This is a genomic window from Lysobacter rhizosphaerae (assembly GCF_054779795.1).
In genome coordinates this window covers 555,246-574,770 of record NZ_BAAGXO010000001.1, presented here as the reverse complement: position 1 = coordinate 574,770, position 19,525 = coordinate 555,246, and the positions used below count along the sequence as shown (strand labels likewise).

The following is a 19,525-nucleotide window of genomic DNA, read 5'->3' as shown; positions in this document are numbered from 1 at the left end:
TCCCCTCTCCCCAAAGGTTCGCCGTTGGACCGGCGTGTGTCAGCCAAGAACATCACCGGGCAGGTGCGGGAGTTGCCTCCCATGACTAGCCCGATGCGGTATCGGAATAACCGCGGTGGATCAGCGCCGCGGTCAGTGCATGAATCTCTATGGAGACGAGAACGTTGCCGTATCAGGCTCCATAAATCCTTATCAGGATATAAACATCCTGTTTGGAAAATTGTCAATCAGTGTGTGGCGAGTTCAGCCTGCCGTTGGTCGGAGCCGTGACCGTTGGCCGCTTCGGCACGGACAACGGCCGGATCGAGCAGGCGCAGCAGGCAACCGGCGAGCACCGCGACACCCGCCATCACGCCGAAGAACGCCGCATGCCCCATCGCGCTCCACAAGGTGCCGAGCGCACCGGCCAGCAGATTTCCGCCGAACGACGCGAAGTACCAGGCGGCGATCGTGGTCGCGGCGTGCCCTGCCGGCGCCAGCCGTGCGAACAGGCCGAGGCCGATCGGCAGGATGAAAAGCTCGCCGACCGTGAACAGAAGGAAGAAACCCGCGAGCCAGCTCCAGTGCGCATGCCCGGCCGCGCTCGCATCGACGCAGGCGAGCATCGCGAACGCCAACGCGACCACGAATGCGCCCGTCGCCATCTTCTTCGCAGGCGACGGTTCGCGGCCGCTGCCCGCCTGCTTCGTCCACCGCATGACGAGCAGTGGCGTGAGGAAGATCACCAGCAGCGGATTGAGCGCCTGGAACCACGTCATCGGAATCGTGAAGGCACCCGCCGCGCGATCCAGGCCGACGTCCGCCCACAGCGCGATCGTGTTGCCCGACTGTTCGTACGCGCCGCGGAACACCATGACGCACAGGCCGATCCCGAGCAGCGCGAGGACGCGCCTGCGCATGGCATCACGCGGCATGCGCTCGGATGGCGCGACGTCTTTCGGCTTGGGTCGTTCCGGCGGCAACCAGCGCGAACCAAACGTGTAGATCAGAAGGCCCAGCAACATGCCGACGCCCGCCGCACCGAAGCCCCAGTGCCAGCCGTACAGCTCACCGAGCGTGCCGCACACCAGCGGCGCGAGCAGGCCGCCGACGTTGATGCCCACGTAATAGAAGTTGTAAGCCGAGCCGCGACGCGGATCGTCCTTGGCGTACAGGTCGTCGATCTGGCTCGGCAGGCTGGGCAGGAACAAACCGTTGCCCAACGCGATCGCCGCGAGCGCGAAATAGAGCAGCGCTTCGGACGCCATCAGGAAATGCCCGATGGACATGATCGCAGCGCCGATGATGACCGCGCGCCTGCGTCCGAGCCATCGATCGGAGATGACGCCCCCGACGATCGGCGTGAAGTAGAACGTCGCCACGTACACGCCGTAGACCAGCGACGCATGCTGCTGGCCGAACAACAACTGCTTCGTCATGTAATAGACGAGCAGCGTGCGCATCCCGTAGTAGGAGAAGATCTCCCACATCTGCGTGAGGAACAGGATCGCCAGCCCCGGCGGCTGGTTGAACCAGTGCGAACGGGCGATGGCGCGCGGTGGCGAGAGCACGCTCACAGCACCGCGTCCGGGGCACCCCACACATTGTCCGGACAATCGACATGGCCGTCGGCGTAGACCACGCCGGGCGTGCGATCGCGCTCCAGGAACAGCGGGCCGTCGAGGTCGACGATGTCGCAGTGCTGGCCGAGGATGAAGGCCGGTGCCATCGCCAGGCTCGTGCCGACCATGTTGCCCACCATCACGCGCTTGCCCATTTCGCGCGCGCGCTTGGCCATCATCAGGCCTTCGGTGAGACCACCGCACTTGTCGAGCTTGATGTTGATCACGTCGAACCGGTGTGCGCGCTCCTCGAGTTCGGCGAGATCGAGGATGCTTTCGTCCGCGGCGATCGGCACGACGTGGTCGATGCCGTCGAGGTCTGCTTCGTGGTCGCGGCGGCAGGGTTGTTCGAGCAGCGACACGCCCTCGTCGACCAGCACGGGCAACAGCTGCGACAAGGTCTTCGGCACGTAGCCCTGGTTGGCGTCCACCCCGATCCAGGCCTCCGGACGCGCCTTGCGGACCGCACGGAGCCGGGCAATGTCGAGGTCGACTTCGCCGGTGAGCTTGAGCTTGATCGCGCGCGCATGCGTGTAGGCCAGCGCGCGCGTCGCCATCTTGTCCGGATCGTCGGCACCCACGGTGAACGTCGTCAGCAGCGGCCTCGGTCCCGCGATGCCAGCGAGTTGCCAGGCGGGCACGCCGGCCAGGCGCGCTTCGAGTTCCCACAGCGCGCAGTCGACGGCATTGCGCGCGCCGCCGGACGGCAGCAGGCCGCGCAATGCCTCGCGCGTCATGCCCGCCTCGAGGCGATCGCGCTGCTTTTCCAGCGTGCGCGCCATGTCCGACGGCTCGTCGTGCATGTAGTACACGCCAGCCGCTTCGCCGCGGCCGATGTAATGGCCCTGGCGCAGGGTGACGACGGTGACGGGCGAGGCCTCGAAGACATGGCCGGAGATGCGGAACGGAGCGGACAGGCGCAGCAGTTCGTTGCGCACCATGAGCGCAACGCGGTCGGTCTGGATCACGATGTTGTTTCCCGGAGATGTGCGCGGCGGCACGAGGGCCGCCGCGCATTGGACAGGTCAGTAGTTCGCGCTGAAGCCGAGCACGTGGCAGGCAACGCCGATCCACAGCAGCGCGAGGCAGGACGCGGCGAGCACGATGCTCCACAGCTTCGCCCACAGCGAGCGCTTGCTGCGCAGCACCGTCCACGCGTTCCACAGCGCGATGGCGGCGCCGATCGGCAGGAGGAGCGTCGTCAGGCTGCGCACCGCGATGACCATGGCGTCGGCCTTCGGCGACATCATCGCGAGGTCCGACATCATCGCGAAGATCATCGCGATCATCCCGCCCATCGACACGAGCACGGCAAGCGAGGCGATGCGGCTCCAGCGGTGCGCGCGCGCATCCTGGCCCGCCAGCGGATAACGCACGCCGTAGTGGCGGCGCACCAGCGCCGACACCGGCCAGGCGAGCACGGTCAGCAGCAGCACGGCGAGGCTGCCGAACAGCATCGGCAGGAACACGCCCGGGGTCTGCCACCACGCGGCGCGCTGGAACACCATGATCGCTGAGAACGGTTCGGCGGTGAAGCGCGTCACGTGTCCATCGATGACGTCGGCGGCGAGGCGGTCGCCGCTGTTGGTGTCCTGCCACACGAACGGGCTGATTTCGCGCCACTTCTTCGGCGCGCCGCTGTAACCGGCCAGCATGGGGCTGCTGATCGTGCCGTCGTCGTTTGCGGTGACCTTGGTCTGGCCGAGCATGTACACGAGGTTCATGAAGTTCGAATCCGCGCGGCGGCTGCTGTTGTAGCTGCCTGCGATCAGCTGGGCGTGCTGCTTCGCGGTGGCGGCATCGACGCCGCCGTCCTTGCGTTCCGGGCCAGGCAGGTAGCGGTTGACGAAGCCGGTGACCAGGCCGTCGCGGATCAGGCGTGCGCTGCCGTCCTTGCCGGAGCTGTTGGTCGAGACGTAGATGCCGATGCCGTCGTCGAGGAACAACTGCAGGTCGCTATGGAACCACTGCGTGTCGCCGCCGTGCGCGATCGCGCGGTGGCCGTTGGCGGTGGTTTCGTAGAAGCCGAGCATCATCTTGTTGAGCGGGCCGACCGAGGCCTGCGCGGTGCCGTGCATCTCGCGCGCGGTCTCTTCGCGCAGGATGCGCTGGTCGCCGAACGCGCCGTTCTGCAGGTGCGCGATCATGAAGTTGGCCATGTCGGCGCCGGTCGACGCCAGGCTGCCCGCGGGCGCGAGGTTGATGTACTCGTACGGCTGCTCCTTGCCGTCGGAGGCCGTCTTGTAGCCCTTCGACGTCATCGCCAGCAGGTTCTTCTGGATCGGCTGGCTGAAGGTGGAGTGCTGCATGCCCAGCGGCGCGAAGATGTGCTGCGCGATGTACTGGTCGAACGGCTGGCCCGACACGCGCTGGACGATGTAGCCCGCGAGCGCCGTGGCGTAGTTGGAGTACGCGGGCGTGGTGCCCGGCGCGTACACGCGTTCGGGGATCCAGTGCTTGAGGGTCGCGTCGAGCGGCAAGATCTCCTTCTCGTCGTTGGCGATGAGGCCGCGGATCACCTCTTCCATGCCCGTGGTGTGGGTCATGATGTTGCGCAAGGTGACCGGCTTGCCCTGGTACGCCGGGATCTTGAAGTCGATGTACTGGTTGACGTCCGCGTCGAGATTCAACTTGCCCTGTTCGACCAGCTGCATCACGGCGGTCCAGGTGAACAGCTTGGACGTCGAGCCCGGGCGGAACAGCGTGCGAGCCGGATCGACCGGCGTGCGCTTGGCCAGGTCGGAGAAGCCGTAACCCTTCTCCAGCAGGACCTTGCCGTCCTTCACCACGACGACGACCGAACCGGCGACGTCGGTCTGTTCCAGCGCGTACGGCATGAAGCCGTCCAGCCAGGCTTCGAGGTCCGGGGCGGTCAGGCGGTCGGTCGGACCGGGCATGGCGTCTGCCGGCGGCGGCGCGGCGGATGTCGCGGGCGCCTGCATGACCGGCGGCACGTTGGTGGCCGGCTCCTGCGCGGCGGCGGTGGCAGCCACGAGCCCCAGCGCAAGCAGCGCGGTGAACAGCTGACCTCGTTTGAACAGTTGCATCTTTTCCCTCTCCCCTCGGCGATGGCGATGGTCATCCGGCGCTAGTCGCGCCATGACCGTAGTAGAGAATAAAGATCCTGATCGGAAAATTGTCAACCCACTTTGGTCATGATGATCTAAAATTGCGACCAGGCTGTACCTTGAGACACCCCCAAGATGGGGGGGGGAACCACCGGGAACCCGCCCCTCCCCTGCAGGAGCAACGAATCCGCATGACCCAGCAGCACCCCACCATCGGCAGCCTGTTGCGCGCGCTGCGCGCCCGCAACGACTGGACCCTCAAGGAAATGAGCACGCGTTGCGGCATTCCGCTGTCGACGCTGTCCAAGGTCGAGCACGACCGCCTCAGCCTCACCTACGACAAGCTGCTGCAGATCAGCCAGCGACTGAACATCCGCATGTCGGAGCTCTTCGCCGAGGAGGACAGTTCACTCGAACCGGCGGTGACGGCGCGCCGCAGCATTGGCCGCGTGGCGGATTCGATCCGGGTCACCACGCCCAACTACGACTACTTCTACCTGTGCCCGGAATTGCGCCGGAAGCGGATGATCCCGGTGATCACGCGGGTGCGCGCCAAGAGCATCGGGGAATTCGGCGAACTCGTGCGCCACCCGGGCGAGGAATACATCCACGTGCTCGAGGGCCGCGCCGAAGTGCACACCGAGTTCTACGATCCGATCGTGCTCGAGGCCGGCGAATCGGTCTACATCGACTCCAACATGGGGCATGCGTACATCGCCGCCGAGGGCTGCGAAGAAGTCGTGCTGCTCGGGGTCTGCTCGAGTGCGGACGAACACCTGATGGAGTCGCTGCTCACGATCCATGGCGAGACTGGCAAGCCGGAAAAGGCGACCAGCGCCGGAAGGAAATAGCAGTCGTTCCCGCCTGGCGGGCCTCCAGGCAACGAAAAAGGCCACCTGCAGGAGGTGGCCTTGGAAGTCTTCGATCCATCCGACCAGCATTCATGCCGGATCAGATGGTGGGCGGTACAGGGTTCGAACCTGTGACCCCTACCATGTCAAGGTAGTGCTCTACCGCTGAGCTAACCGCCCTTTGCAGCTGAAACCCCGCTGCGAGGGGCGCGCAGTGTATCCCGGCGATGGCCTTCGCGGCAAGAGTTTCCGTTTTCACCCGCCTGCAGCTGCGGTGGTTTCCACGGTTGCGCGCCGCGACCCGCGGCCCGCCGGGGAATCACGCGGCAAAGCCCGCTTCGCGCAGGCGCCGCAGCTGGTCGCGAATGCCCGCGGCTTCCTCGAACTCGAGGTCGCGGGCGTGCTTGTACATCTGCTGTTCCAGCGTCTTGATTCGCGCTGCAAACTGGGCCGGGCTGAGCGCGGCGTATTCAGCGGCCTCCTCGGCCACCCTGCGCGCCCTGCCCCGGGCTTTGAGCGAGTCCGGATCGACGCGCGCGCCTTCCATCACATCCATCACCGCGCGCACGATGCTTTGCGGCGTGATCCCATGCGCGGCGTTGTATTCCACCTGCTTCTGGCGACGTCGATCGGTTTCCTCGATCGCCTTCTGCATCGAATTGGTGACGCGATCCGCATACAGGATGGCCTTGCCACGCAGGTTGCGCGCAGCGCGGCCGATGGTCTGGATCAGCGAGCCGGCCGAACGCAGGAAGCCCTCCTTGTCCGCGTCCAGGATCGCCACCAGCGAAACCTCGGGCATGTCGAGGCCCTCACGCAGGAGGTTGATGCCGACCAGCACATCGAACTTGCCCAGGCGCAGGTCGCGGATGATCTCCACCCGCTCCACGGTATCGATGTCGGAGTGCAGGTAGCGCACGCGCACGCCGTGTTCGCCGAGGTATTCGGTCAGGTTCTCGGCCATGCGCTTGGTGAGTGTGGTGATCAGCACGCGGTCGCCCATCGCCACGCGCTCGGTGATCTCGCCGAGCACATCGTCGACCTGGGTAGCGACCGGCCGGATCTCGACCTGTGGATCGATGAGGCCGGTCGGTCGGACCACCAGTTCGGTGATCTGTCCTTCGGAATGCTTCAATTCGTAAGGTCCGGGCGTTGCGGACACGAAGATCGCGCGCGGCGAACGCCCCTCCCACTCCTCGAACTTCAGCGGCCTGTTGTCGAGCGCAGAGGGCATGCGGAAGCCGAATTCGACTAGCGTTTCCTTGCGCGAGCGGTCGCCCTTGTACATCGCCCCGACCTGCGGAACGGTGACGTGCGATTCATCGACGACCAGCAGCGCATCCGGCGGCAGGTAGTCGAACAGGCACGGCGGCGGCTCGCCCGGCATGTGGCCGGTGAGGTGGCGGCTGTAGTTCTCGATGCCGTTGCAGTAGCCGACCTCGGCCAGCATCTCCAGGTCGAACTGGGTGCGCTGCGCAAGGCGCTGCGCTTCCACCAGCTTGTTCTGTGCGTAGAGCTGCTCGAGACGTTCGCGCAACTCGTCCTTGATGGCCGTGATCGCGTCCAGAACGGTGCGGCGCGAGGTCACGTAATGCGAACCCGGATAGATCGTGTAGCGCGGCAACTTGCGCAGGGTCTCGCCGGTCAGCGGATCGAACATGGTGAGGTTTTCGATCTCCCCGTCGAACAACTCGATGCGCAAGGCTTCCGAGTCGCTTTCCGCCGGGTGCACGTCGATCACTTCGCCGCGCACGCGGTAGGTCGCGCGCCGCAGTTCGGTGTCGTTGCGGGTGTACTGCATTTCGGTAAGGCGGCGGATGAGCTCGCGCTGCTCGATGCGCTCGCCGCGCACCATGTGCAGCACCATCTTGAAGTATTCGTTGGGGTCGCCCAAGCCGTAGATCGCGGACACCGTGCAGACGATCAGGGCGTCCTTGCGTTCCAGCAGCGCCTTGGTGGCGGACAGGCGCATCTGCTCGATGTGCTCGTTCACCGAACTGTCCTTCTCGATGTAGGTATCGGAGGACGGGACGTAGGCTTCCGGCTGGTAATAGTCGTAGTAGCTGACGAAGTACTCGACGGCGTTGTGCGGGAAAAACGACTTGAATTCACCGTACAACTGCGCGGCGAGCGTCTTGTTCGGAGCCATCACGATCGTCGGCTTCTGTATCTGCTGCACGACGTTGGCGATGGTGAAGGTCTTGCCCGAGCCGGTGACGCCCAGCAGGGTCTGGTGGGCCAGGCCGTTCTCGAACCCGGCCACCAGTTTGGTGATCGCCTGCGGCTGGTCGCCGGCGGGCTGGTAGGGCGTAACGAGCTGGAAGCCTGAGGGATGGATCAGTTCGTTCATGGGCCTGCGGGGAATAGGCAATCGCTGAGTGTAGCCAGTCCCGGTTATGAGGGCGGGTGCGGACTTTTCCTACCCTGAAGCCGGGCCTGCGCCGACAGCGCGGCATGAACGGCTCAGTCAGCATTGTGGGCATCTGTGACGGGAGTCCAGTAGATGCCGAGCGTGAAAGGATTCACCCTGATCGAGGCGCTGGTCGCCATGGCCGTCATCGCGATCCTGGTGGCGGTGGCGGTTCCCGCGTGGTCGCACGCGAAGGCGGCCGCCGATTCCGGCGCCGTGCGCGCGGGACTCGCGGCCAGCCTGCTGGATGCCGTTCGCCATTCCGCAATCTCCGGAAGCGAAGTCGTGATCTGCCCCACCCTGGCGGCGGGCCAATGCAGCAAGTCGACCAATTGGGACCACGGCTGGCTGGTCTTTGCCGACATCAATGGCAACCGGATTCCGGACCCGAACGAAACGCGCCTGGCAGAGGGCCGGCCGCTGCCTGACGAGGTGCACCTTCGCTCGACGGCGGGTCGTACCCGCCTGGTTTTTCAACCGAACGGAGGCAACGCGGGCTCCAACGTCACGTTCACGTTGTGCGACTCGCGCGGCCCCAAATTCGCGACAACGCTGGTCCTGTCGAATTCCGGCAATCTCCGGACGGGCCAACCCAGCGCCAGTGCGGCCTGGGATTGCGCATATGGTGGGTAAAATGGCGGTTCCGGGCTTGACCCTCGCCCACCCCACACCTAACATACGCGTCCCCGCCCGAATAGCTCAGCCGGTTAGAGCACTTGACTGTTAATCAGGGGGTCGTTGGTTCGAGTCCAACTTCGGGCGCCAGATTCAAAAGAAAGGCCTGCAGAGATGCAGGCCTTTTCTTTTTTGGTTCCCTGGCTGCAAGAAAGGCCTGCACTTCTGCAGGCCTTTCATGCTCAAGCCGCGTCAGGGACAGGCGGCAGCGAGGACCGTGAAGGTGTAGGTCGCGTTGTTGCCATTACCCTGCTGCTTGAACTTGCAGGTGAACGAATACGTATCCGTCTCCGCGCCGAAGAGGATCGTGCGGCTGTCACCATTCGTGACCGACGGGAAGGTGACCTGGGTCTTCTCTGCCTGCAGGCCAGGCGACGTTATCGTTCCGATCGTGTAAGCCGGGTCATTCAGCACCTGGTAGTTCTTGCAGATGCGGATGGGATCCGAGCTCGTGAGCGTGTAGGACCGGGTGTCCGGGTTGTTGTTCTTGTCTTCCGTGCAGGTGATCGAGCGCTGGGCAACCGGCATATCCGTGCCTACGCCGGCCTGGTACCCGTTGTAGCCGGACACGGTCACCGTCGCCGATGATCCAGCGGCTCCGAACCCACCGGACTTGAGGCAACGATATGGGTTCGTTGCAGTCGCCGAATTCACCGGGCACGTGGTTGCCTCGCCCGACAACTGGACACCCGGATCGTTAGCCGGAGCGCCGTCGTTCATCGTGACAAAGGCTGGCGACAGATTCACGAGCAAGGTCTCGCCCGTAGTCGGTGCGCCATTGGTCAAGGTGTACGTCTGCTTGCCCGGCGTCCAGGTAACCGCGGGCGGCGGCGGAACGGGGAACACATTCGCATCCTGCGGATCGATCGGCAGGATGCCCGCGAGGCCGGTATTGGAGATCTTGACGGTGGCATCCGCGGTCACCGTATTGGTGCCCGCAGGGGCAGTGGTCAAGCCCGTAACCCGCCCCTGGACGATGGTGCTGTCGTTGAAATTGGCGCCGCCATCGAGCACGGAAATGACCTGGGAATTGCTGGGCAGGTAGTGGCTCAGTTCCGTAAGGTTGATGGTGGTGAACGGAATGTGCGGCAGGACGCAATCCGCCTTGTCGGTCCTGGTGCAGTTGGTGACCTGCGCGCTGATCTTGGCTTGCGCCTCGGGCTCGATGTTGTCCAGCAGGATCGCATGCGTGTGCTGGTAACGTTGAGCGTTAGCCGTGATCGCAATCGATGCCGGATTTTTGGCGGGCGCCTGCGCATATCGCGCGTCCGCGGAAAGCCCATCGTCGGGTCCGACGAAGCGGTTGCGTAGGTAGTCCACCACAAACGTCTCGTAGTAGCCCGAATAGGTCGGATCCGGGCCTTGGTCGGTGACCGCAGGGCCCGTGCCGATATAGTCGAAATGCACGATGCGCGCGTCCGTGGCAACCCGCCAGAAGCCATCGACGCGAATTACGCGGCACGACTCGTCGTACTCGCCGCCGCTGGCAGGCTGGACCGCCGCACTCAGGTTGTTATTGCGATAGTGGTCGTGCGCGCCGGTACGGAACGGGTCGAACTTGACCGTGTCCCCGCTGACGTCATGATGGTCACGGCAACAATCCGTGCAGAGATCGCTCTGCGGGTTGCTGCTATCGGTGGAGCCACTGCCGACTGGGCCCGAAATCGGACGCAGGGAAGTGTTGGTCCGATCGACCATTTGCGGCGTCTTGTACTTGGTGCCGTCCCAATAAGTCGGGCGGAAGTTCTGCGTAAAGACCCCGCTCAATTGCCCTTGGTTGCCGTACTTGCAACGGCAACCCACAACGGTGGTCTCCACCCGCTGCTGCACCTGCGCTGTGCCACCGGCGAGCTGGTACGTCAGCACATTGAACTTGGTCTCGATCAGGCTGTTGTTCCGGCCGACGATGATGGGCTTGGGATTGGTGGCTGCGGTCTCACTGCCATTGCCGATGGCGATCGGAATCATGCCCGTCTCGGTCGGATCATCCTCGCGCACGACTGGGCGGACATTGCTTGAACTGCTCGGATCGGGCGGCGGAACCAGGGTGCTGCGCAGCGCAAGCGCACTGATATCCGAAGACATCGACACGGTGTGCGCGACGTTGGACGCGTCGTTCCACGTCGCCGTCAACTGCACGCGCTTGAACTGCGGATCGATTGCCGGGTCAGTAGGAGCCACGGCGGCGAAATTCGCACCGTCTACTGCCCCAGACCAGACGGTTACGCCCTGGTTCACCGAAAGCTGACTCAGTGAAGCTTCCTTGCCGGCGGCACACAGCCAGGGGCGCGTTGAGGCGGCGCAGTTCTCCGCGGTAGTAGTTGTAGCCGCGTCCGCCGCGACAGCGTCATAACCCATGCTTCGCAGTTGGTCCATGCGTGCCGACAGCATGGCCGTAACACGGCCACGGACCTTTGCCTCGGCTGAGTTCCTGGCAAGGCTGCCTTGCAGGGCAGCCAGCGCCATGAGACCCGTGGCAAGGACGACCACCGCGATCATTACCTCGATCAGCGAGAAGCCACGAACTTTCTTTGTAAGGTAAGAGCGGGACATTGTGCCGTCTCCTGTCAGTAAGAACGCAGGTCTGTCCACGCGCCCGGCAGCGTCGCGTAGCGACTTCCCGACGGGTCGGTCGCAAGACGGTTGAGGATGTCGCCGTTATAGACAACCGCAGAGGTACCGTTCGCCTTGTCCACTTGTCCCTGGACGACCACTGCACCGTAGACAGTCGCACCAGCATTCATGTCAAGGGTGGCCGTACCACCTGTAGCGGGATTGAGGGGGCCTGCCGTGTCGGTGCGCAGGAACACCATTCCATACACCCTCCCCTGGATGCGCGCGGACCCATCGATCACAAGGATCACCGGATGATCGGGAGACCCGACGATGGAACCCGTACCTATGTTGCAACCGGTCTGACACCACACCAGGCCGGACGCGTTTGAGTCGAGATAGCTCGCAGCGACGTTCTTATTGGATCCCGACATGATGCGCGTTGCCTGCGCGTCATTCGTGTCCATGATGATGTGCGCCGCGTTCGCGTACAGATAGGCCTCGTCGGGATAGAGCGATTCCTGCAGCGACGGATTCCAGTCGGGCGTATACGAAATGCGTGGCCGACGCGTTTCGCAGAAATAGTCGTTGTCGGTGTCCTGCCACGTCTTCACCGCAAAGACATAGTCGAACAGGTCGCAGGGAAATTCATTCATGTTCAGGCGGATGTCGCGGTTTGCCTGGTTGGGGTTACCGCCAGCCGTATTGCCGTCGACATCCAGGATATCGATCCCTTCGTCGATCTGATTTCCTGACTTGTCGTAAGACAACGATTTGTCGCCCTCACACTGGCAGGTGTCACAGACCAGAGTACGAACAGTCGTGCCTACCCATTGGGCATCGCCGTGCTTGTCCCCGTAGCGGAAGAACTCGTCGGCATAGCAGGTATTGGGGGTGCCATGCTTGACCACATCGCGACGGGTCCAGATGGATACCGGAACGCCAGGCCCCGCACTATTGGGGTTTGTCACGATCTGCAAAGTGCCCGTAATGTCTACTGATCCTGACGCCAGGATCGGTGGCACTTCGGCTCCGTTCTGGAGGATGGCGTAACGACCAATGGTCTGCGTCAGCGTGGTGCGTGCCGATTCACCCGGAATCGCGCCCACTGCCACGAACGTCGCGATCCGCTGTTTGGTCGCATTAGTGACATCCGTAGCGCATCGCACTGGCGTATTTGCAGGCTCGGTGGGCGCCGGGCGCGCAACCCGGCAAAGGACCGGCGCAACACCGTAGTTGACATTGAACCCACCAACGCTGGTCATCGTGTTGGTGAGCGGAAGCATATGGGCATCGATGGCATTGCCGAAGGCGGCGCCCGTCCCACCTATATACCGGTACATCGTCGCACGTCGAGGAGTGGTGCCATCGGGCTCGAACTGGGGCACGGCACCGCAGGGAAACTTCGTGTCGGTCCCGACGCACAACTCCCAGCGGGTTGGGTCGTCCAACCAGTCGCCATGTTGCCGCATCAGAAACTCAAAGCCCTCCGAGAGTCCCGCTTCGGCGACTTCATTGACCATTTTCGCACGCATGTCGTTGGCGGTGCTTCGCGTCTCGAACAGGCCGACCTTCAAGGCAAACATCGTCGCAATGCTGGCCAACAGCAGTACCACGATCGCAACAATCAGGACGGTGCCACGCTGGTTGCCGGGCGCGCGAATTTGCTTAACAGAGCTCATGTCAGGACTCCTACGCCGTCAACTGCCAACGGAACGAATGAACACGGTTTGAGAAAGACTTCTGCTGATTGACGTCACCTGCAAGTCACCCACCGACAGAGAGCCAGTCAGCGTGATGGTGACTTGGCGTCCGTTGATGGTGAAGCGCAGGTTGCTGATGTTGACCTGTGAAGAATTCAACGACTGCCCCGCAAGACCGCAGGTTGCAGCCGCCGCTGTAGCGGACTCCGCCAGCGAAACCTTCCCGTTGTCGAGGCGGATCACATGGAAACCGCCGCCCGAAGCATTGGCATATCCGTAGCTGATGCATTGACCCACCGTTCCATCGGCCGGGTTGGCAACGCCATCGAGGTAGAGCACCGCATACGGGTTCCCTTGCTTTGCGGCTGCCAAGGGATCCTGCACGCCCCGTGCACGCTTCAGGTCAGAGGCAATCACCGCTGCCGTGGCACGCAACTCCTGGGTGAGCCTCGTGGCTTGGACCGTCTGATTGTTGGAACGAATGATCGAAATGATCAGGGTAAGCACGGAGGCCATCACGATCAGGCCAAGTGCTACCGCTACCATCAGCTCAATAAGCGTGAAACCGCGCATGCGAGCACGGCGACCCTCATGTCGAGTCAGGGGCATGGAGACACTCCTACGATCGCCGGCTTGCCAGAAGGAACGCATACGCCCGCTTGACCTAGTGCATTGACGTTGAGCCGCAGGTCGTACTTGCCACTCGGCGACGTGAATGTCGCATTTGCACTGCCGAGCGGAGAAATGACCCCCAGCTTGCTGCTGAAGACAAACGATGTAGCGAGGCTGGCTGCTGTCACCGTCACGCGGCTATGGGTACCTTGTGCCACGGCCAGCGACTGACCACCGACCTGGCACGAAGCCACAGTTCTGCAATCACAGGGAATTGCTCCTTGCGCTGATTCCCCCCCCGTCGGTTCCAGCGCCGCATTGGCCCCTACGCACCAGTCTGCTGTTGTGCCGCCGAAAGCGATGCTTACATCCCGATCATTCTTTACCGCCTCGGCCCGCGCATTCGAGACGAGGCTGACAGCATCGTCGACCGCGCCGCGCAGGCGATATCTGTCGATGAAGTCTGCGAACGACGGGGCCGCCATGACAGCCAGAATCGCCAGCACGGCTATGGTTACCATCAATTCAATCAACGTGAAGCCGGACGCCTCGTTGTGTTTGTTCCCAGCCACGGGCGCCCCCTGGATTGACCAAGCTGGACTTTAGGAAGCCGGCGTCAGCCCCTGCAAGCTGCGACGGACGAGCGGCCGGTTTGGAGGGACAGGCGCCATCCAGCAGAGGCTCACCGCGGAAGCCGAGTGCTACTATTTTCCCGAACGAAGGGGGCACGCATGCGTAACGCGAAGGGTTTCACGCTTATCGAACTCATGATCGTGGTCGCAGTTATTGCGATCCTGGCCACTTTTGCGCTGCCGTCCTATCAGGAGTACGTCCGCAAAGGGCGGCGCGCGGAGGCGGTGCGCGCCATAGGTGTAGTACAGCTAGGCCTTGAGCGCTGGCGCGCGGAAAATCCCTCTTACGCAGGTTGCGGGGCAACCTGCACATCCACTACTCCCTACTACACGATTACCCCTTCCGCGCTCGGCCCGGGGGACTATACCCTCACCGCTGTTCCCGCGGGCGCGCAGCAAGGGGATCGCTGCGGAAATCTCGTGGCGATCCGCGCCACCAACAATGGCAAGCCGACGTGGAGCACGGCCTCCTGCAACTAGGCGTCGGTCACGCCACCACCCGGTAGCAGGGCCGGTACTCTCCGGCAATCTTCATCCGGCGCTGCTCGACGAACGCGCGCAGCAGCGCATCCAGCGACTGCATGATCTCGGTATCGCCGTGGATCTCGAAGGGGCCACGCTCCTCGATGCGTCGCATGCCGTCCTCCTTGACGTTGCCGGCAACGATTCCGGAGAACGCGCGGCGCAGGTCGGCAGCCAGCTCATGGGGTTTGCGCCCGTGGTGCAGATCGAGGGCGGCCATCGCCTCGTGCGTCGGAACGAAGGGGCGCTGGAACTCCTCCGGAATGGCGATCGACCAGTTGAAGAAGAACGAGTCCTTCTGGGCGATGCGGTGTTCCCGGACCTTGCGGACGCCCGCAGCCATGCGCTTGGCGACTTCGGCACTGTCGCCGGTGATGATCTGGTAGCGGCGCGTGGCTTCCTCGCCCAGGGTCAGGCGGATGAAGCGATCGATCTGCTCGAAGTAAGGCGCTGAGGCCGTCGGTCCGGTGAAGATCAGCGGCAATGGCAGGCTGGCGTTTTCTTCGCGCAGCAGGATGCCGAGCAGGTACAGGATTTCCTCCGCCGTCCCCACCCCGCCCGGGAAAACGATGATGCCGTGCCCCAGGCGCACGAATGCCTCGAGGCGCTTCTCGATGTCCGGCATGATCACCAGGTGGTTGACGATCGGGTTCGGCGATTCGGCGGCGATGATGCCGGGCTCGGTGATGCCGATGTAACGGGTGTTGCGCTTGCGCTGCTTGGCGTGCGCGATGGTCGCGCCCTTCATCGGGCCCTTCATCGCACCGGGGCCGCAGCCCGTGCAGATGTCGAGCCCGCGCAGGCCCAACTCGTATCCCACCTGCTTGGTGTAGACGTATTCCTCGCGCGAAATAGAATGGCCGCCCCAGCAGACCACGAGATTGGGATCCGCCGGACGCAACAGGCGCGCATTGCGCAGCAGGCCAAAAACGGAGTCGGTGATCCCGTCGCTGCTGTGCAGGTCGCGACCGCCCTCCTCCCCCAGTTCAATGGAGATGTAGGCGAGGTCGCGGACGGCCGCGAACAGCAGTTCGGCGACGCCGTGGATGATCTCGCCATCGACAAAGGCCATCGCGGGCGCATGGCGCAGGTCGATGCGGACGCCCCGGTCCTGTTGTTGCACCTCGATGTCGAAATCGGGGTAGAGCTCGCGCGCGGCGCGCGGATCGTCGGAGGCGCTGCCGCTGGTCAGCACGGCCAACGCGCACCGGCGCAGCAGGTCGTGCATGCCGCCGGCGGAGGCATCCCTGAGGCGGGCGACCTCGGAGCGCGAGAGCACGTCCAGCCCCCCGCGCGGATAGATGTGCGTGTTCACCGTCGGCAGGCTGGTGTCGATGGCTTCGAGGGTGGTCTTCATTTCTGGCTTCTTCGTGTCGTATTGCGGGGACTCTAGCGCAGCGGCGCCCACAAAAAAACGGCCGGGTTTCCCCGGCCGTTTTCGCTACTGCGTTTGCGATGCTCAGAACTTGTAACGCAGGGTCATCAACACCGACCAACGCTGCGACGGGGTGATGCTCTCGTTCGGCTGGAGCACGGCCGGCGAGTAGGAGCCGTCGGCACCGCGGTACGGGATGAGGTCGTAGACGTACTTGCCGTTCACGACACCAGCTTCGTTGGCCAGAACGCGTTCAAGCGGGAAGCTGGCGCGCTTCTCCACGCCCCAATCCTTGTTGAGCATGTTGAGGAAGTTGAAGATGTCGAAGCGGATTTCGCCCTTGTGGCCCTTCATGAAGCCGGGCACTTCCTGCGAGAAGGTCAGGTCCAGCTGGTTGACCCAAGGAGCACGGGCATCGTTGCGCGGGAAGATCTCGCCACCGTGACGCGCCAGTTCCGGATTCGACTTCAGGTATTCGAAGAACGAATTGACCAGGCCCGGCGAAGCGAGGGTGGCGGCGGTGAACTGCACATCACCCGGGCCGGCGGGGATATACGCCAGGTCGCGGAAGTACGAATCGCCGTTGACATCGTTACCGAAGATCCAGCTGTACGGCGCGCCGTTGTGGCCGTCGTAAAGCGCGCTGATGCTGGTCGCATACTCGCCGAAGAAAGCGTGCTGCCAGGTAGCCTGCGCAAGGATGCGGTTCGGGATCTCGTAGTTCGAGGTCGCGGTGTACTCGTCGTTCGGATTGATCCAGTCGCGGTTCTGGAAGCTGCTGTTGGCAACGCTCGAGGTACCCGGATTGACGTCCGTCGCGCGCGTGTGGGTGTAGGCCACCATTGCGCTCCAGTCGTTGGCGAACGGCTTGCGCAGCGACATGGTGAAGCTGTCGGACTTACCCTTGTTGGTGTTGGTCAGCAGGATCACCTGCTGGCCGAACGACGGGTTGGCGTTCCAGCGGTTGGTGTTGGCACCGCCCGGGGCATTGTTCGGGAACCTGGCGTAGCTCAGGCGGCCATCCGGCAGGACGCCGGTGGGCGCGCCCAGGTTGAGGTTCTGGTACATGATGCCGTTGTAGGTGTCGAGGTGCAGGTACTCGGCACTGGCGACCAGGCCACCCAACACCGGGAACTTGTGGTCAAGGCCCAACGACCACTTGGTGACGCTCGGCAGGTCGAAGTCCGGATCCACGACGCTGACGTTCATCTGCGACGTACCCAGGCCCGGCAGCGTGCGCACGCCGCCCGGGACATTCTGGTTGAACGGATCAGAGCTGAATGCCGGGTCGGTCGGGAGGCGGCGACGGTTCACGTCATAACCCGCAACCGACACGCCGTTGTTCGAGTACGGGTTGGCGACCCACACCGCCGGGGTGTTCGAGATGAACAGGCCCGCGCCACCACGCAGCTGGGTGTCGTCCTCCAGTGCATAGTTGAACGAGAAGCGCGGCTGCAGCTGCGAATTGCCGTCGATGGTGCCCGTGTTGGCATAGCCGAAGCCGCCCGTTGCCGCTGCGGTGTTCGAACCCACAGCGGTGTTCGCACGCAGGCCGCACACCGCCGGGTTGCCTTGCTGGCCCAGCGTGCCCGGATCGGCGGCGAAGCAGGGGTTGAGGGTCGGATCGGGGCTGACGTCCGGCACGTCATAGCGCAGGCCGTACTGCAGCGAGAGCTTGTCGTTGGCCTGCCAGGTGTCCTGCAGGAAGAAGCCGTACTGCTTCAGCTCGAACTCGGCCGCCACGTTGCCCAGCGTGTAGCCCGGGGCCGGGATGTTGAGGCGATAGCGGCGGTAGGTGCCGGAGATGAAATCGGCCACCGAGTTGAACTCGTAGGAGCCGTAGTAGTTCTGCAGGAACAGGTTGTAGTAATCGTCGCTCTGGTAGTCCAGGCCGCCCTTCAGGACGTGGTCGCCCACATACCAGGTGCCGGCGAAGTAACCATTCCACGTCTTGACCGCCAGGCGGTTCGCCTGCGTCGAGAACTCGGTACCGAAGGTCACGCCCGGGCCCGCATCCAGGCCGTTGGTGCGCACGGTCACTTCCGGCTGCGCGCCACCCACGAGCGGATCGCGGTTCTGGGTGAACTCGTTGTAGCCGACGGAGAACTCGGTCGAGAAGTTCGAGGTCCAGTCGTCGTACAGGCTCAGGGCGTAGCTGGTGTTCTTCTTGTCCAGCACGTACCAGTTGCTCGACAGCGGCAGCTTCGGGTTGGCACCCGTGGTCACGGCCGCCGTGATGATCGGCTCGACTTCCTTGGTCTCGCTGAGGCGCAGGCTGGCGCGGTGCGACTCGTTGATGTTCCAGTCGAACTTCAAAAGGCCGCGCTTGGCCTCGGTGTCGACGTTGGAAGCGGTGGTGTCGCCGGGATTCATGCCCTTCGCCTCGGCGGCGGCAATGATGGCGTCGACCTGCGCCTGCGTTACGCCCGGAACCTTGAGCGTAGCGTCCGAGTCGGACGTGCCGAACGGCGCGCCGGGGCTCTTCTTGGTGCTTTCTTCATAGCTTGCGAAGAAGAACAACGTGTCCTGGACGATCGGGCCACCCAGCGTGCCGCCGATGGTCGTGTCCTTGGTGAAGCCCGTCCACTTCGCGCCCGAAGCGTTCTCGCCGATCATGTCGTCGGCGTTCTGGTAGACGTAATAGACCGAGCCGTGGAAGTCGTTGGTACCGCTCTTGGTGACCGCATTGACCCATGCGCCCACGCCGCGGCGGGTAGCCACGTCGTAGTTGGCGGTGGAGATGTTGTAGCTCTCGATCGCGTCCTGCGAAATCGGCGTGCCCTTGGTCGGCAGACCGTTGTCGTTCAGGCCGAAGGGGTCGCCTGCCTGGATGGTGTCGACCGTGATGCTGTTGTAGCGGAAGTTCTGGCCGGCGGCGGAGAACGCGCCGCGATCGCGGTCGGTGACGACGACACGAGGATCGGCACGCACGACGTTCTGGATCGAACGGTCCGGAGCCGGCATGCGATCGAGGTCCTTGCGCGACAGGCTGGTCTCGTTGCCCTTCACGTCAGCGCCAAAGAAACCCGCGGTCGATGCACCCATGACGGTGACGGCGCCGAGGGTCGTGGCGGCTTCGTTCGTGAGCTGCAAGTCGACATCGGCCACCTGGTCGAGACCGAGGTAGACGCCGTCCTGGACGCTGCTGCCTTCGCCACCCTTATTGATGGTGACGGTGTACGGACCACCCACGCGCAGGCCGCGCGCGTTGTAGCGGCCGTCCGCATCGGTGATGGCATGGCTGACGGTGCCGGATTCGGTGTGCGTGATGGTGACTTCGGCGCCAGCGACGGGCCTGCCATCGGCGCCGATAACGCGGCCGCCCACACCAGCGGAGGTGCTCTGTGCGAATGCAGGAGCGGTTGCAAGAACGGCAAGCAGGCCGAGCGTGAGCTTCGACATGCGGACGCGATTCGAATGAGTCATTGTTTTGGATGCCTCGGAGATTCGGATATGAAAGAAGGTGGCAAACGGCAACGCGCCCGCATCCAGCCGGCACGCTGCAAACTGATTTAATGGAGCC

General features: G+C 63.7%; 13 protein-coding genes and 2 tRNA genes. 4 read left to right on the top strand and 11 right to left on the bottom strand.

Annotated elements, in window-relative coordinates; genetic code table 11:
* Window positions 1-227 precede the first annotated feature (227 nt).
* The 3 genes from ACYVGE_RS02650 to ACYVGE_RS02640 are packed head-to-tail and all read right to left on the bottom strand — an operon-like array spanning window position 228 to window position 4,648.
* Window positions 228-1,556: a peptide MFS transporter gene (locus ACYVGE_RS02650; RefSeq protein WP_460726798.1), complete on the bottom strand. Its 1,329-nt coding sequence runs from the start codon at window positions 1,554-1,556 to the stop codon at window positions 228-230.
* On the bottom strand, window positions 1,553-2,569 hold the full coding sequence (locus ACYVGE_RS02645; protein ID WP_460726796.1) for a dipeptide epimerase: 1,017 nt from the start codon (window positions 2,567-2,569) through the stop codon (window positions 1,553-1,555). Before ACYVGE_RS02645 ends, ACYVGE_RS02650 begins: the two co-directional genes overlap by 4 nt.
* A gap of 57 nt (window positions 2,570-2,626) precedes the next feature.
* On the bottom strand, window positions 2,627-4,648 hold the full coding sequence (locus ACYVGE_RS02640; protein ID WP_460726794.1) for a serine hydrolase domain-containing protein: 2,022 nt from the start codon (window positions 4,646-4,648) through the stop codon (window positions 2,627-2,629).
* A gap of 212 nt (window positions 4,649-4,860) precedes the next feature.
* Here ACYVGE_RS02640 and ACYVGE_RS02635 point away from each other — a divergent pair, with 212 nt between their 5' ends.
* A complete protein-coding gene (locus ACYVGE_RS02635) occupies window positions 4,861-5,520 on the top strand; it encodes a helix-turn-helix domain-containing protein (RefSeq protein ID WP_460726792.1) in 660 nt (219 codons plus the stop codon).
* 105 nt (window positions 5,521-5,625) lie between these two features.
* Here ACYVGE_RS02635 and ACYVGE_RS02630 read toward each other — a convergent pair.
* Window positions 5,626-5,700, bottom strand: a tRNA-Val gene (locus tag ACYVGE_RS02630).
* 139 nt (window positions 5,701-5,839) lie between these two features.
* A complete protein-coding gene (gene uvrB, locus ACYVGE_RS02625; protein WP_460726790.1) occupies window positions 5,840-7,870 on the bottom strand; it encodes an excinuclease ABC subunit UvrB in 2,031 nt (676 codons plus the stop codon).
* 153 nt (window positions 7,871-8,023) lie between these two features.
* Here uvrB and ACYVGE_RS02620 point away from each other — a divergent pair, with 153 nt between their 5' ends.
* On the top strand, window positions 8,024-8,563 hold the full coding sequence (locus ACYVGE_RS02620; protein WP_460726788.1) for a GspH/FimT family pseudopilin: 540 nt from the start codon (window positions 8,024-8,026) through the stop codon (window positions 8,561-8,563).
* Window positions 8,564-8,618: 55 nt separating this feature from the next.
* Window positions 8,619-8,695, top strand: a tRNA-Asn gene (locus tag ACYVGE_RS02615).
* A 102-nt stretch (window positions 8,696-8,797) separates the two neighbouring features.
* Here ACYVGE_RS02615 and ACYVGE_RS02610 read toward each other — a convergent pair.
* Genes ACYVGE_RS02610 through ACYVGE_RS02595 form a run of 4 tightly spaced genes read right to left on the bottom strand, consistent with a single transcriptional unit; the run spans window position 8,798 to window position 14,045 of the window.
* Window positions 8,798-11,158 (bottom strand): type IV pilus modification PilV family protein, encoded by a 2,361-nt coding sequence (locus tag ACYVGE_RS02610; protein ID WP_460726786.1) that lies wholly within the window; start codon window positions 11,156-11,158, stop codon window positions 8,798-8,800.
* Between the two features lie 14 nt (window positions 11,159-11,172).
* Window positions 11,173-12,840: a pilus assembly PilX family protein gene (locus ACYVGE_RS02605; RefSeq protein WP_460726784.1), complete on the bottom strand. Its 1,668-nt coding sequence runs from the start codon at window positions 12,838-12,840 to the stop codon at window positions 11,173-11,175.
* Between the two features lie 18 nt (window positions 12,841-12,858).
* Window positions 12,859-13,470, bottom strand: a complete 612-nt coding sequence (locus tag ACYVGE_RS02600) for a PulJ/GspJ family protein (RefSeq protein ID WP_460726782.1) — start codon at window positions 13,468-13,470, stop codon at window positions 12,859-12,861.
* The gene (locus ACYVGE_RS02595; protein WP_460726780.1) at window positions 13,461-14,045 is read right to left on the bottom strand and encodes a GspH/FimT family pseudopilin; all 585 of its coding nucleotides are present in this window, start codon (window positions 14,043-14,045) and stop codon (window positions 13,461-13,463) included. Before ACYVGE_RS02595 ends, ACYVGE_RS02600 begins: the two co-directional genes overlap by 10 nt.
* A 159-nt stretch (window positions 14,046-14,204) precedes the next feature.
* On the opposite strand from ACYVGE_RS02595, the gene ACYVGE_RS02590 reads away from it, so the two are divergent.
* Window positions 14,205-14,585, top strand: a complete 381-nt coding sequence (locus ACYVGE_RS02590; RefSeq protein WP_460726778.1) for a type IV pilin protein — start codon at window positions 14,205-14,207, stop codon at window positions 14,583-14,585.
* 7 nt (window positions 14,586-14,592) lie between these two features.
* Here the strand turns inward: ACYVGE_RS02590 and ppnN are convergent, their stop codons facing one another.
* Both ppnN and ACYVGE_RS02580 read right to left on the bottom strand, forming a co-directional pair.
* Window positions 14,593-15,984: a nucleotide 5'-monophosphate nucleosidase PpnN gene (gene ppnN, locus ACYVGE_RS02585; protein WP_457095708.1), complete on the bottom strand. Its 1,392-nt coding sequence runs from the start codon at window positions 15,982-15,984 to the stop codon at window positions 14,593-14,595.
* 102 nt (window positions 15,985-16,086) lie between these two features.
* Window positions 16,087-19,404 (bottom strand): TonB-dependent receptor, encoded by a 3,318-nt coding sequence (locus tag ACYVGE_RS02580; protein WP_460726776.1) that lies wholly within the window; start codon window positions 19,402-19,404, stop codon window positions 16,087-16,089.
* Between the last annotated feature and the right edge of the window lie 121 nt (window positions 19,405-19,525).

What these genes read in the sequence shown, in the direction of transcription:
- ppnN (WP_457095708.1), bottom strand. Translation starts at nt 15,984, where the DNA reads ATGAAGACCACCCTCGAAGCCATCGACACCAGCCTGCCGACGGTGAAC.
- uvrB (WP_460726790.1), bottom strand. Translation starts at nt 7,870, where the DNA reads ATGAACGAACTGATCCATCCCTCAGGCTTCCAGCTCGTTACGCCCTAC.
- ACYVGE_RS02620 (WP_460726788.1), top strand. Translation starts at nt 8,024, where the DNA reads ATGCCGAGCGTGAAAGGATTCACCCTGATCGAGGCGCTGGTCGCCATG.
- ACYVGE_RS02635 (WP_460726792.1), top strand. Translation starts at nt 4,861, where the DNA reads ATGACCCAGCAGCACCCCACCATCGGCAGCCTGTTGCGCGCGCTGCGC.
- ACYVGE_RS02580 (WP_460726776.1), bottom strand. Translation starts at nt 19,404, where the DNA reads ATGTCGAAGCTCACGCTCGGCCTGCTTGCCGTTCTTGCAACCGCTCCT.
- ACYVGE_RS02600 (WP_460726782.1), bottom strand. Translation starts at nt 13,470, where the DNA reads ATGCCCCTGACTCGACATGAGGGTCGCCGTGCTCGCATGCGCGGTTTC.
- ACYVGE_RS02590 (WP_460726778.1), top strand. Translation starts at nt 14,205, where the DNA reads ATGCGTAACGCGAAGGGTTTCACGCTTATCGAACTCATGATCGTGGTC.
- ACYVGE_RS02610 (WP_460726786.1), bottom strand. Translation starts at nt 11,158, where the DNA reads ATGTCCCGCTCTTACCTTACAAAGAAAGTTCGTGGCTTCTCGCTGATC.
- ACYVGE_RS02605 (WP_460726784.1), bottom strand. Translation starts at nt 12,840, where the DNA reads ATGAGCTCTGTTAAGCAAATTCGCGCGCCCGGCAACCAGCGTGGCACC.
- ACYVGE_RS02640 (WP_460726794.1), bottom strand. Translation starts at nt 4,648, where the DNA reads ATGCAACTGTTCAAACGAGGTCAGCTGTTCACCGCGCTGCTTGCGCTG.